At 53.0% G+C, this 11,719-nt stretch carries 14 protein-coding genes and 1 pseudogene; 7 read left to right on the plus strand and 8 right to left on the minus strand.

Annotated features, from left to right (window positions below; all coding sequences use genetic code 11):
- The first annotated feature begins 15 nt into the window (after window positions 1–15).
- A complete protein-coding gene (locus ACVBDQ_RS06440) occupies window positions 16–165 on the plus strand; it encodes a YflJ family protein (protein WP_075261895.1) in 150 nt (49 codons plus the stop codon).
- A gap of 124 nt (window positions 166–289) precedes the next feature.
- Window positions 290–484, plus strand: a complete 195-nt coding sequence (locus ACVBDQ_RS06445) for an NETI motif-containing protein (RefSeq protein ID WP_044733126.1) — start codon at window positions 290–292, stop codon at window positions 482–484.
- A gap of 182 nt (window positions 485–666) precedes the next feature.
- Here ACVBDQ_RS06445 and ACVBDQ_RS06450 read toward each other — a convergent pair whose 3' ends face one another.
- Both ACVBDQ_RS06450 and ACVBDQ_RS06455 read right to left on the minus strand, forming a co-directional pair.
- On the minus strand, window positions 667–843 hold the full coding sequence (locus tag ACVBDQ_RS06450; RefSeq protein WP_173400022.1) for a hypothetical protein: 177 nt from the start codon (window positions 841–843) through the stop codon (window positions 667–669).
- Between the two features lie 66 nt (window positions 844–909).
- Entirely contained in the window at window positions 910–1,683 is a 774-nt protein-coding gene (locus ACVBDQ_RS06455; RefSeq protein ID WP_011231107.1) for an SDR family NAD(P)-dependent oxidoreductase, read from the minus strand.
- Window positions 1,684–1,854: 171 nt separating this feature from the next.
- On the opposite strand from ACVBDQ_RS06455, the gene ACVBDQ_RS06460 reads away from it, so the two are divergent.
- Window positions 1,855–2,061, plus strand: coding sequence for a DUF6501 family protein (locus ACVBDQ_RS06460; protein ID WP_011231108.1), 207 nt, complete (start codon window positions 1,855–1,857; stop codon window positions 2,059–2,061).
- Between the two features lie 56 nt (window positions 2,062–2,117).
- On the opposite strand, the gene ACVBDQ_RS06465 is transcribed toward ACVBDQ_RS06460, so the two are convergent.
- The 5 genes and pseudogenes from ACVBDQ_RS06465 to ACVBDQ_RS06485 form a co-directional block, all read right to left on the minus strand.
- Entirely contained in the window at window positions 2,118–3,410 is a 1,293-nt protein-coding gene (locus ACVBDQ_RS06465) for a sensor histidine kinase (RefSeq protein WP_015374753.1), read from the minus strand.
- 268 nt (window positions 3,411–3,678) lie between these two features.
- Window positions 3,679–3,888 (minus strand): annotated as a pseudogene (locus ACVBDQ_RS06470) (hypothetical protein); the annotation flags it as partial.
- 60 nt (window positions 3,889–3,948) lie between these two features.
- Complete coding sequence (locus tag ACVBDQ_RS06475) at window positions 3,949–5,097, minus strand: Ger(x)C family spore germination protein (RefSeq protein WP_023634240.1); 1,149 nt, start codon at window positions 5,095–5,097, stop codon at window positions 3,949–3,951.
- Window positions 5,094–6,629 carry a spore germination protein gene (locus ACVBDQ_RS06480; protein ID WP_031212974.1) on the minus strand — a complete coding sequence of 512 codons (1,536 nt, stop codon included), beginning with the start codon at window positions 6,627–6,629 and terminating at the stop codon, window positions 5,094–5,096. The genes ACVBDQ_RS06475 and ACVBDQ_RS06480 overlap by 4 nt, the downstream gene beginning before the upstream one ends.
- Window positions 6,629–7,720 (minus strand): GerAB/ArcD/ProY family transporter, encoded by a 1,092-nt coding sequence (locus ACVBDQ_RS06485; RefSeq protein WP_446663101.1) that lies wholly within the window; start codon window positions 7,718–7,720, stop codon window positions 6,629–6,631. The genes ACVBDQ_RS06480 and ACVBDQ_RS06485 overlap by 1 nt, the downstream gene beginning before the upstream one ends.
- 262 nt (window positions 7,721–7,982) lie before the next feature.
- On the opposite strand from ACVBDQ_RS06485, the gene ACVBDQ_RS06490 reads away from it, so the two are divergent.
- The 4 genes from ACVBDQ_RS06490 (at window position 7,983) to ACVBDQ_RS06505 (ending at window position 11,339) form a co-directional block, all read left to right on the plus strand.
- A complete protein-coding gene (locus ACVBDQ_RS06490) occupies window positions 7,983–8,261 on the plus strand; it encodes a YetF domain-containing protein (RefSeq protein ID WP_446663102.1) in 279 nt (92 codons plus the stop codon).
- Window positions 8,262–8,381: 120 nt separating this feature from the next.
- Window positions 8,382–8,759, plus strand: a complete 378-nt coding sequence (locus ACVBDQ_RS06495; RefSeq protein ID WP_446663103.1) for a GntR family transcriptional regulator — start codon at window positions 8,382–8,384, stop codon at window positions 8,757–8,759.
- Window positions 8,756–9,655: an ABC transporter ATP-binding protein gene (locus ACVBDQ_RS06500; RefSeq protein WP_014195739.1), complete on the plus strand. Its 900-nt coding sequence runs from the start codon at window positions 8,756–8,758 to the stop codon at window positions 9,653–9,655. Before ACVBDQ_RS06495 ends, ACVBDQ_RS06500 begins: the two co-directional genes overlap by 4 nt.
- Complete coding sequence (locus tag ACVBDQ_RS06505) at window positions 9,630–11,339, plus strand: ABC transporter permease (protein ID WP_307896056.1); 1,710 nt, start codon at window positions 9,630–9,632, stop codon at window positions 11,337–11,339. Before ACVBDQ_RS06500 ends, ACVBDQ_RS06505 begins: the two co-directional genes overlap by 26 nt.
- Window positions 11,340–11,408: 69 nt before the next feature.
- Here ACVBDQ_RS06505 and ACVBDQ_RS06510 read toward each other — a convergent pair whose 3' ends face one another.
- Window positions 11,409–11,636 (minus strand): hypothetical protein, encoded by a 228-nt coding sequence (locus tag ACVBDQ_RS06510; protein ID WP_021322398.1) that lies wholly within the window; start codon window positions 11,634–11,636, stop codon window positions 11,409–11,411.
- Window positions 11,637–11,719 lie beyond the last annotated feature (83 nt).

Genomic DNA, 11,719 nt, shown 5'->3' on the forward strand with positions numbered 1-11,719 from the left:
GGAGGGGGAGCGCCCATGGCGCATTTCGGCTCGAAAGGATGGCTTGTGGCTGAGTTGAAAAAGGCGGGCATCGCCCGTCATCCGGTTGGACGGAAAAAAATTGAAACGTACAAGGCGACGGAGCTGTACGGGCTGTACCGAAAATATGTGCAGAAAACATGCTGAACCGGATGAAGCGATCCGGCTTCTTTTTTGGGGTACAATAGTTATAAGGAAAGGCCGTGAAGCCTTGATATGTCAACATTTCTAGTGGTAGGAGGGAGGTCGCGCCTCTTTGGCCAGGAAAGCGATGAAGAAAAAACGGTTTACTGTAGCGGAAGGGGAAACGATCGCCGCCTGTTTAGAGCGAATGAAACAGGAAGGCTACCGCCCTGTCCGCCGCATCGAGCAACCGATTTTCCGCGAAGTGGAAACGAACGGCGAAACGATGGTTGAGCCGTGCGGGCGCATCATCGAATTTGAGGGTGTGCGCGATGAGCCATAACGGGCGGTTGTTGGCTCCACCTTAGGCTGAAGGCGCAGCCGCAGATTCGACGGGCTCTGGTTATAGGGGCAAGAGAATTCATCAAAAAATTGCGAAGGAAGTTCTTTTCCCAACGATCGCCGCCTATACAAAGCGGGGAGATCGGCCAGCCAAAAAAACCGGAAAGGGAGTTCCTTCCCGGTCTAGCTGTGCGGCCATTCGCGCGTTTTTTTCGCGTCTCGATGGCCGCCGGTCGGGTTGCCGCTTGATGCTTCGTAGCCGACTTGGTACACATAGTGCTTCGGGGCGTGTATGACGTTGTCCATTCGGTATTGGTCCAGATCGTCTTGAAATTGCCGTTTGCTTTCTTGCTCATCCATCATTGGTACCCCCTTGTGGATATGGACTGCTGCGTTTATAGGGTGCGTCATCAAGGCGTGTTTTACTCAAAAGCCGTGGATCGTCATGCCGCCATCGACGAATAGCGTTTGGCCGGTTATATAGCTTGACGCATCGGAGGCGAGGAACACAGCCGGGCCGACGAGCTCAGGCAGCTCGCCAATCCGCTTGAGCGGCGTGACGGCCAAAATGTCGTTCACATACGCTTCGTCCTCAAGCAGCGTTTTGGTGAGCGGCGTCCGGAAATACCATGGGCCGATCGCGTTGACGCGTATGCCGTAGCGCCCCCACTCAAACGCCAGCACTTTCGTCATTTGGATGAGCGCCGCTTTTGTCGCCGCATACACAACCCCGGTGCGCAAGGCGACATGGCCGGCGACGGAAGCGATGTTGATGATGTTTCCGCCTTGCTTTTGTTCTTTCATGACGCGACCGGCTTCTTGTGAGACGAGAAACGCCGACTTTAAGTTGGTGTTCATAATCGTTTCCCACTCATGATCCGTCACATCCAAAGCCGGGGTGCGGATGTTCATGCCAGCGTTGTTGACAACGATATCAAGTGATCCGGCTTGTTGTTTGACATTGGCGACGGCGTCATGCACGGCTTTCCGGTCGATGACATCAAGCGGATATATGTACGCTTTCCGGCCGAACTGTTCGATATGGCTTGCCGTTTCTTGCAAATCAGCTTCCGTGCGGGCGATGAGCGCCACATCGGCCCCGGCTTCAGCGAACCCGATCGCGATCGCCCGGCCGATGCCGCGTCCGGCTCCCGTCACTAACGCCGTTTTTCCGTCCAAGCGAAACGAAGGCAAAAACATCGAATTCTCCCCTTTCAGAATCGTCGGTACATCCTCATGATAGCATGATCCCCTGTTGCAGCCAATCATTGGCATCGCTGTTTGGCAGGAAGCGGGAATTCCAAGTTGCAGCCGGCGCGCCGTCCCGCTACAATAAAAAAGAGAACACCATCTAGATAAGGGGATGACGCCATGATTCATCACACATGGGCGACCCGGCCGACGATCAAAAAAGTAAAGTGCGTTCACACGAACGCGGAAAAGTACATGGTCAGCAATGTGTTGACGCCGGGCAAAGTATATGAAGTGAAAAGCGAAACGGACGAGTTTTATTTTGTCATCGACAACAGCGGAAAAGTCGGCGGGTTTTACAAAGATTATTTTGAGGAAGTCAAGTGATCGCGCCAATAGCCAAGAAAAAACGGATGTCCGAAACAGGGCATCCGTTTTTTCGATCAGCCGGCGGCGCTTTGTTCCGCCGTCGGCGGCCGCAACCGGCTTGCCGGCAGCGTGATCGTCAACGTCGTCCCTTTTTGTACGGCGCTTTCGATCGTCCACGTTCCTCCCATTTGTTCGATGATTTTGACGGCGACCATCGCACCAAGCCCAGTGCCTTTTTCTTTTGTGCTGAAGTATGGCTCGCCGAAGCGGCGCACTTGTTCTTTCGTCATGCCAACGCCGTTGTCGGAAATGGTGATGACGACTGATGCCCCCCGGTTCTCGGCCGCAACATGGAGCGTGCCGCCGTTCGGCATCGCCTCAATGCTGTTTTTCAACAAGTTGAGAAAACACTGTTGGAAATATTGTACGTTTCCGATGACGACACCATGTTCGAGGGAAGAGGATACATGGATCGAATGCATATGCGCCATTGGCGTAATCATTTGCAGCACTTTCTGAAGCTGGGTGGCGACATCAATCGGCTCGGTCTCTTTTGGCGCCGGTTTGGCAAACGTCAAATAGTCGCGGATGATGGCTTCCGCCCGCTCGAGTTCCTCTAAGGCGATGCGAATGTACCGCTCTTCGGTTTCGCGCGGCAGCCGACCAGTTTGCAGCAGCTGGATGAATCCTTTGACGACGGTGAGCGGGTTGCGGATTTCATGGGAAATGCTGGCCGCCATTTGGCTGACGATCTGCATTTTTTCCATCTTCATCAGCTCTGCCCGAGCGAGCTGCGCCTCATGAAGCGTCTCCATCAAATAGACAGCGAACATCATGACGAACGGCGGCATCATAATAAAATACACGATATATGGCTTCGTTACCGGAAAATCAGCAACAATCACGGCGACAAATGTCGTCAGCACCGCGAGCAAAAACGTCAGCCAAAGCGACATAACGAGCTTGCTCGGCTGCGGCAGCTTGCGAAACAGCGGCGAAGCGGCCGCCGCTATGGCAAACATGATGGCGTAAACGATCAACGTGAGCGGCTGAAATCCGTACAAAACGGTGCGTGCCAGCATCAAGACAACAAACAGCACCGCCCCGACCGCGCCGCCGCCATACAATGTCCCAAGCAAAAACGGAATTTGCCGGAAATCATGGACGCACAGCGGATCAATGTAAATCGGAAATTTCATGCACAAAACGGCCGCCAACGCCAAACAAGCCCCAAGCAGCGCCTGGCCATAGAGCGGGCGCTGCCGGATCGCTCGACTATGGTCATAAATAAACGAAAAGGCAAAGATCGTGACTAAAATATAAAATAAGTTGTTCAGGACGTGCTGGTTAATGTATAAACCCGCCATACGAAAAATCTCCTAACTGAATGGACCTTATCACCTTCCATTATAGCGAAAAGAGATTGAAAGAAAAATATGCATTGGCTATGTCCGGTCTTTCGGCAGCCAAACCGCCAAGGCGCCAAAGAGCGGCAGCACGCTGCAAAGCCCCATTCATGTGCCGAGCGACGACAAGTCGGCGATTTTGCCGAGCACGACCGCGCCGAGCGCCCCCATGCCAAACGCCAGGCCGACGATGAGTCCGGACGCCATGCCGACATGGTTCGGAAGCAGCCGGTTGCATGACAGATGATGTCATGTTCAAGGCAAAGGCGACCCAGCCGATTTGCGCATACGACAGCTCCATTGTCGAGCGCAAAATCGGAAAGAGCGCCGGGATGACCGCTTGCATCGCATCGTTCAAAAAGTGGCCGAGGCTGATGGCGAACAAAATCGGGTAGACGGTCATTCTTGCGGCGCTCGTTCGCTCTGTATGGGTGTTCATCGTTCTCCCCTGTTCAAAATATATCTAATATTCCTAATTATACTTGATCCTATTGTATTTTCAATCACCGGCCCGGTAATTCAACTTTTCTTTTCCGGATGCCCCGATCGCGAGCTTGACGCTCACGGACAGCGTGTTGTTGCCGAGCGGGATGAGGCCATTGGACTGATGTTGTTTCCAAATATCCGGACGCTGGCGATACAGCTGCTCCGACAGATTCAATATATCGATCTGCTGCTTCTTGCCAAGTTCATACAAGCGGCGGATCTCCTGCTTCACCGTTTGTTCCGCCAGTTTGGTCAGTTGTTTTCGCGAGAGCGGTTTGCGCAGTTCGATGATGGCGCCTTGCGCCTGCACTTGGACATCAAAAGCGGGCTCTCCATCCTTCACTTTGACCGACCATTTCGTTTTCGGTTCCCGGACGACAAGAGAGGCGACCGTTTTCCCTTTTTGTTTGACATAAATCGGGGTGCGGCGAATGTCGTGTTCGAGCCAGCGAAGTCCCTCTAGATCGGAACGGCGGACACATTGCTGCAGGCTGTAATGGTGGACAAAACACACGCCGGAAACAGCGAGCATCGGTTTCGGCTTTTTATTTTCGATCCAGCGCCGGCGGTCGAGCGTTAAATAAGGAAGCCTTGCTGTATCGGCTTTTTCATCCATATCGACAATCAGCCGGCTGAGCCGGATCGGGCGGATAAACGAACTTTGTTGAAAGATTTCTTCCGGATTGGACAACAGCGAATAATACGAGGAAGCGTTCAACAACGGCGTCGCTTCAAACAGCTCGGACAGCGGCTCATCGGTGGCGTACACCCATGCTGTATGGCGAATTTCGTTGTAACGGTTCAGCACGTCGATCACATCGGCCACGATGCCTTTTTGCAAGGCCCGTTTCGTAAAGACAATGCTTTTTACATGGCCCCATGACACCCTTTGTTGAATGGAAGGATAGATTTTGTCGGTCGCGATATTAAACGTTTCGCCAGCGGCTTTGCCGATGGAAACGGCCGCTTTCTCTTTGCCGCCTCCGGCCTCGACTTTGGCGAGGGCGGTGAAACCAACCAGCTGAACGTAGGCGACCACTTGACCATCTTTATAATCCACCCCAATGGCATGAATATACACAATGTGATCGATGTTGCGCGTGTCCCAACAGCCGCTGAGCAAGATGACGGAAGCGATGATGGGAAAGAGCCGCTTCCTCATTTTTGTTTCCTCTCTTTCGCAATGAGATCATTTGGGCGCACAATGCGGTCGCGCGTGCGGAACTGTTTCCATGTACTTGGGATAAATACTTTCCCGATATCTTTTGAGGGCGGCGCCAGCGGCGTCAAGTACGGAACGCCGCAGGTGCGCAAGTTGACCGCATAAGTCAAGATGAAAAACAGCGACAGAATGAAGCCAAACAGGCCAAGAACGGTGGAAGCCGTCAAGACAATAAACCGCAGCAAGGTGACGCTGCCGGCCATGTTTTGGTTGACGAGCGTGAATGTCGAGATGACGGAAATGGCGGCGATGACGAGTGTGGCCGGGGCGGCAAGCCCCGCGTTGATCGCCGCCTGGCCGATGATTAAGCCGCCGACGACGGACAGCGTCTGCCCGATGGCGATTGGCAGACGCATCCCGGCTTCCTTAAACACCTCAAACAAAATCATCATCACAAACATCTCCAGCGGCACTGGAAGCGGCACTCCTTGGCGCGACAAAATGAGCGTCGCCAGCAAGGTGAACGGAAGCTGGTCCGGATGGAAGGAGGTCAAGGCGACCCAGGCGCCCGGCAAATAAATGGCGACCGAAGTGCCGACGAGCCGAAGCAGGCGCTGAAATACGACAAACAAGAAAAACGTGTTGTTATCTTCCGACGTGTTCAGCAAAAACGTTAAATTGCCCGGGCCGATCAAGGCGGTCGGCGCCCCGTCGACCAAGATGATAAAACGGCCGTTGAGGAGCGAATTGACGGCAAAATCGGGCCGCCCGGTATAACCGAACATCGGGAACAAAGAAAACCGGGTGTCAGACAACCACTCCTCAATTTGATTGGTGCTTGTCACCGAGTCGATGTACAAACTGAGCAGACGGCTTCTCACCTCATCGATGATGGTCGTGTTGGCAATATCATCGACATAAAGGAGCCCGACTTTTGTCTGGCTGCGCGTGCCGATGACAAACGGTTCATAGACGAGCCGGTGCGAGCGCAGCCGCTTGCGGATGAGCGCCACGTTTTTGCTGATTTCTTCAATAAATCCATCTTTGGGTCCACGGATCGATACTTCCGTGTTCGGCTCTTCCGGATCGCGGTTGGGCGGGCTGGCGAGCGGCATCGTGTACAAGACATCGGCTTCGTGAAAATAAATGAGCAAATCACCGCTAAACAGCTTGAAGTTGAGATCATCGATCCGCACTTCTTTTCCCATATACTCAAGCGCCGCCGGTTTGCGGGCCTCGATGTCGGCGGCCGAAAAGCATGGATGGTGTTCGCACAGCTCGCGGAACATCGGATAAATGGCCTTTTGCAGCATTTGCGTATCGCACAGTTCTTCACAATAAATAAACAGCAAGTGCACCACAGCCGCCGAGCCGTCAGGCAAAGAGGATGGAATCGCGGCTTCCGTCATGATGACGTCAGGGCATTTGGCGTACATCGTGCGCAACGCCTCTTCGGAGATGATGACGGTCTCGAGCCCTGTGTAATCGTCTTTCAACCGCTTGCCTTCGGCGGCGCGCATGGGTCGTTTCATCATGTCATCCCTCTTTTCTTTTTTCGGTATGCCAACAAAGCGAAACCACTTAACACAACGGACAGCGCAAGACTAAACAGCAGCGATGCCGGCAGCACCCCATGTTTGACAAAATGCAAAAACTGTTCATCGCTGACCGGCGCCAGCGCCGCCAATGTGATCGCCAAGTAGAGGACAATGAGCACCCAACGGCGGGTTTGCGGATGGCGGATCGGAAACAATTCCACAATCAGCGCTGTCGATAAGGAGATGCGGATAAAGGCGCCGGACAGCCATTGATAGACCGACAGAAAGTCCACATGCTCAATGTACGTCCCTAAACTGACCATCCGCCATTGCTCAAACGCCGGATAGCGAAGGCGCGTCGCCTGCTCGGGGCCAAATTCGGTGATGGCGCCAATCGTCGGCCCGATGCTCAGCCCGGCTGTGAAAACAGCGATGGCGGCAAGCGCCTTCCATGAAAATGGGCGAGGCAGGCGATGGGAGAGAAACAATAGAACGATCACTTCCACATATCCCGCTCCGGCGTACATCATGCCGTTGAGCACAGGTCCAACACCATGTTCAAGCGTTGATCTGAGCAGTGAATAATCTTTATGAGGCGTGGTCGAGAGCATAACGAAAAAACCAAACACGATGACGAACGGGCAAATGATCATGGAAGTGTTGGCAATCGAGTCGATGCCTTGGTACGAGTTATAAAAACAAACGGCCACGATGACCAAAATCAGCGCCCATCTCGGCGTCGCCGTCAAATAAGAGGTGGTGGTAAACGTGACCGTATCGTTTAACGTGACAAAACTATGAAGAAGCAAGAATGCGCTGCTGACACCGGCCACCGCATAAGCAGCCGCGCTCGAAAACCGGGCCTTGAGCCAGTCAAACAGCCGCTCGCCGTTCAGTTGTCGGATGGTGAAATAAAGCAGCGGCAGCCAGAGGAGCAAACCTCCCAACGCTCCCAAGGCGGCGATCCACGCATCGCGGTGGGCGGCCTCAAGCATAAAGGGGATGATGATGACATGATTCATCAGCCCGACCGACAGCATGATCATGAATAACAATTGCAGGGCGCTAAGCGGTTGTCCGTTCATCATGAATCCCTTTCTTTCCGTGCAATCTCCAAAGGGCGGGGGATGTAGGGCAAAAGGCTGCTGATTCCAGAAACCTTGCTGAACCGGCTTCTTTTCTGATGAAATGCCGCTGATTGGCTTTCTAAAACGATAGTGTTTCCAGTCCAGGGAAATTTATCCGTTCCAACGGCAAACCAACAGCGAAACTTCTCAGGCGGCAGGGGGCACAATACAGGGAAGAAAGGGCGAACATCAACGGCATGCAAGGGGGGCGCAGCATGAAATGGCTTCATTTGACGATCGGCGTGAAGATTTCCGTCTGCCGCCCCACCCGGTGTATGTCCCGGTGACGCTGATCCGGGATGGCCAGCTGTTGGCAGACGAATTAGCGGAGCTTGGGAAAACGGAGCAATGGCTGGCCGCCAAACTGCAAAAACAAGGAATTGCCTCGCCAAAAGACGTGTTGATCGCCGAGTGGCTCGAAGGAGATGGGCTGTTTGTTCAGACGTATCAGCCTGCCGAGCGGCAACGGTCAACGCGGCGGTCGACGACGTCGGAATGAGAGAAAGAAAGAATCCAGGGATGGATTCTTTCTTTATTTTGGAAAAAACTCTTGCCTTTCTTCTGTTTTATGTGTACTATTGGTTATAGTACGGTTGTGACAATGAGAGGAGGAGGGGAGATGTTTGAGCTTGATATCCGCAGCCGCCAGCCGATTTACGAACAACTGATTGACAAAATGAAAGAAATGATCGTTCGCGAACTATGGCAGCCGCACGATCAGCTGCCATCGGTCAGGACGATGGCGAAACAGCTGATGATCAACCCAAATACGATTCAAAAAGCGTACCGCGAACTGGAACGCGACGGCTGGATTTATTCGATTCCAGGGAAAGGCAGCTTCGTTGCCCCGCGCTCGAAAGAACCAAACATCGAGGCGGTCGCTGCGGTCCGTGAGCAGTTTGTCCGCCTTGTCAAGGAAGCACGGTTTTTAGGGGTGACAAATGAGCAGTTATGGCAATGGATTCGAGAAGGGGAGAAAGAGGAGGGAGAATCGTGATTCAACTTGTGGACGTGACGAAAATGTTTGATCGGTTTGCGGCCGTCAAGGGCGCGAACATGATGGTGCCAAAAGGATCGATTTACGGGTTGCTCGGCCCGAACGGCGCCGGGAAAACGACGCTGCTAAAGATGATGGCCGGCATTCTCCGCCAAGATCGCGGAACGATTACAGTGGACGGGGAGGATGTGTGGGAAAATGTCCGGGTGAAGCAACGCCTTTTGTTTTTGCCGGACTTTGTCTACTTTTTTCCGCACGCGACGATTCGGCAAATGGCGGATTTTTACGAGCAACTGTACCCGTCGTTCAGCCGCGGGCGGTTTACAGAATTGCGGTCCGCTTTTTCGCTTGATGTTGATCAAAAAATTCAGCAGTTTTCCAAAGGCATGCAGCGCCAAGCGGCGTTTTGGCTCGCCTTTTCCGTCCAGCCGGATGTGCTCATTATGGATGAGCCGCTTGATGGGCTCGATGCATTCGTCCGCCGTCATGTGAAGCAGCTGCTCATAGAAGAAGTGGCCGAACGGGAGATGACGGTCGTCATTTCGTCGCACAATTTGCGCGAGCTCGAAGATTTATGCGACATCGTCGGATTGATGGCGCAAGGGACCGTACGGATGGAGCGCGATTTAAACGAGCTGCGCGCCGGGATGCATAAAATTCAAGTCGCGTTTCGCGGCGGATTTCCGAGCGAGTTGGCCGAACGCCTTGACATCGTGCATCGCGAGGAGCGCGGCAGCATCGTTCTTCTTGTCGTCCGCGGCGAGAAACGATCCATCGAAGAGACGGTGAGTTCGTTTGCTCCGCTCATTCTTGACGTCTTGCCGTTGTCGTTGGAAGAAATTTTTGTGTATGAAATGGGGGATGTTGTCGATGTCCGCGAAACGGTTGTCGGCTAACCGCGCCATGTGGACGCAAAATGTTCGCCAAATCGGCTGGATTGCCATCATTCATCTGCTGTTATGGCTGGCGGCGATCGTATTGCCGATTGGGCTTTCGTACTCGCAATATGATCCAAAAGTCGGAAATGTGCCGCAATGGAAGAACGTATACTATATATCCAACGGGTTCGAGACGTTGATTGCTTGGCTTGTCCCGATCTTGGCGGCGGCCGGTGTGCTTCGCTACATGCACGAGAAACGGTCGGCTGATTTCATCCATAGCTTGCCAATCCGCCGCACCGAACTGCTTGTGGGGCAAGTGCTATTTGGCTGGATGCTTTTAATTGTGCCGCTTGCCGTGACCGCTTTGGCCGCCATTGGATGCCTGTATGGGCTCGATCTCCCGTGGCCGATTGGGGCGGCGGATGTAGGGCGCTGGTTCGGTGAGACGCTGGTGATGGAAACGGTTATTTTTGCTTTTAGCATCGTTATGGGGGTGCTTGTCGGCCAATCGGTGCTTCATATTGTGTTGACAAACACTTTTCTCGTTTTTCCGGCCGGCATCATGGTCCTTATGTTTAGCAACTTGTCGCTATTATTATACGGATTTCCGGATATGTACTATTTATCAAGCGAACTGGAACAGTGGGTGATGCCGATTCGTTATGCGATGCTGACGGATCAAGCGATGAGTGCGGGAGAAATCGGGATGTTGCTGCTGTTGTCGCTTCTATTTTTCAGTTTGTCCATTTGGCTGTACGAGCGGCGGCCGACGGAAGCGGCCGGGCAGGCGCTCGCCTTTTCAGTGCTTCGCCCGCTGTTTGTGTATGGAGTGGCATTTTGTTCTTGGCTTGTTGGCGGTTTCTATTTCGGAAACGTAGAAAGCAAGTGGAACTGGACGATATTCGGCTATATCAGCTTTTCCTTGATCGGGTATGCCATTGCCCAGATGGTGATTGCGAAAACGTGGCGCGTCTTTCACCGTTGGAAAGGATATATCGCGTTTGCGGGAGCGATGGGGGTCATCTGCCTGCTTGTTCATTTCGATCCCCTCGGTTACGAACAGCGCGTGCCGGCGCTGGCGGACATCAAACAAGTATATTTCGGCCAATCGGCCATGAATTTTGAACATCCTGAAATGATAGGCCGCTCATTTGAAGAGGTTGACCAGTTTTTGCGCAGCCAAGAAAACATCAAGGCAGTAAGGGCGTTCCATGAGCAGCTTGTGCACGATCAGCCGTCGCCGCCTCGGTTTGCCAACATCCGGACAGTTGTGATCGGCTATGTGCTAAAAGACGGCACGCGCCTCCTCCGCCGCTACGTAGTGCCGATTGAACCGTACATGCCGTATTTTCAGCGCATCATGGGCTCAAAAGAATATAAGCAGCAATATTATTTGTTGCTTCGCCCAAGCGGCTATGCGCCGATCCGTCAGGTGACGATCCGAAATGTGGAAACCGGGCGGGCAGAGGTTGTGCTTGCCGAGCCGAAGGAGATTGAGTCGTTTGTCCAGGCGCTCAAACAAGATTTGTGGAATGAGCCGGTGGAGGACATCATCGGCGGGGGGAGCACATGGCAGGGGAATATTGAATTGCTGCAAAGCGACGGCGATTCGTTTACCGTTCCCTTGTCTTCACACAGCACCCATGTTCGCGAGTGGTTGCAACAACAGCATCATTGGGAGCAAATACAGAAAAGGTAACGCCCGATGAAGAGAAAAGGTGTCCCGTTGCTTTTGGGGCACCTTCCTCTTTTTGCCCCCGGCTGTTGGTCAAGACGTTTTGTTTTTTCGTTTCCACATCCAAACGTTCAACAGATCGAGCAATAGTGAAAGGACGAACAATGAGAAAATAAACAGTTCTGGTGCCTTCATTACTCGAAATGGGTTCAGCACGATATGCAACGATTGATGCAAGGTCATCCCCATCAACTGATCCATGCTTACCATCGTTCCTATGGCGAGCAAGGCAAACATCAGCCAAACAACAATTAGTTTCATGGTGTTCCACCTGCTGTTTTTCTTTAGTTTTTGCTATTGATTCAAAACTGATGCACGGGCGTATGTCCTCCCGATTTCGTGTC

It is taken from the genome of Geobacillus sp. CCR, assembly GCF_052906625.1.

Bases quoted from the DNA above. Each gene is read 5' to 3' on its own strand.
- ACVBDQ_RS06440 (WP_075261895.1), top strand. From the start codon at position 16: ATGGCGCATTTCGGCTCGAAAGGATGGCTTGTGGCTGAGTTGAAAAAG.
- ACVBDQ_RS06445 (WP_044733126.1), top strand. From the start codon at position 290: ATGAAGAAAAAACGGTTTACTGTAGCGGAAGGGGAAACGATCGCCGCC.
- ACVBDQ_RS06450 (WP_173400022.1), bottom strand. From the start codon at position 843: ATGGATGAGCAAGAAAGCAAACGGCAATTTCAAGACGATCTGGACCAA.
- ACVBDQ_RS06455 (WP_011231107.1), bottom strand. From the start codon at position 1,683: ATGTTTTTGCCTTCGTTTCGCTTGGACGGAAAAACGGCGTTAGTGACG.
- ACVBDQ_RS06460 (WP_011231108.1), top strand. From the start codon at position 1,855: ATGATTCATCACACATGGGCGACCCGGCCGACGATCAAAAAAGTAAAG.
- ACVBDQ_RS06465 (WP_015374753.1), bottom strand. From the start codon at position 3,410: ATGGCGGGTTTATACATTAACCAGCACGTCCTGAACAACTTATTTTAT.
- ACVBDQ_RS06475 (WP_023634240.1), bottom strand. From the start codon at position 5,097: ATGAGGAAGCGGCTCTTTCCCATCATCGCTTCCGTCATCTTGCTCAGC.
- ACVBDQ_RS06480 (WP_031212974.1), bottom strand. From the start codon at position 6,629: ATGAAACGACCCATGCGCGCCGCCGAAGGCAAGCGGTTGAAAGACGAT.
- ACVBDQ_RS06485 (WP_446663101.1), bottom strand. From the start codon at position 7,720: ATGAACGGACAACCGCTTAGCGCCCTGCAATTGTTATTCATGATCATG.
- ACVBDQ_RS06490 (WP_446663102.1), top strand. From the start codon at position 7,983: ATGGCTTCATTTGACGATCGGCGTGAAGATTTCCGTCTGCCGCCCCAC.
- ACVBDQ_RS06495 (WP_446663103.1), top strand. From the start codon at position 8,382: ATGTTTGAGCTTGATATCCGCAGCCGCCAGCCGATTTACGAACAACTG.
- ACVBDQ_RS06505 (WP_307896056.1), top strand. From the start codon at position 9,630: ATGTCCGCGAAACGGTTGTCGGCTAACCGCGCCATGTGGACGCAAAAT.
- ACVBDQ_RS06510 (WP_021322398.1), bottom strand. From the start codon at position 11,636: ATGAAACTAATTGTTGTTTGGCTGATGTTTGCCTTGCTCGCCATAGGA.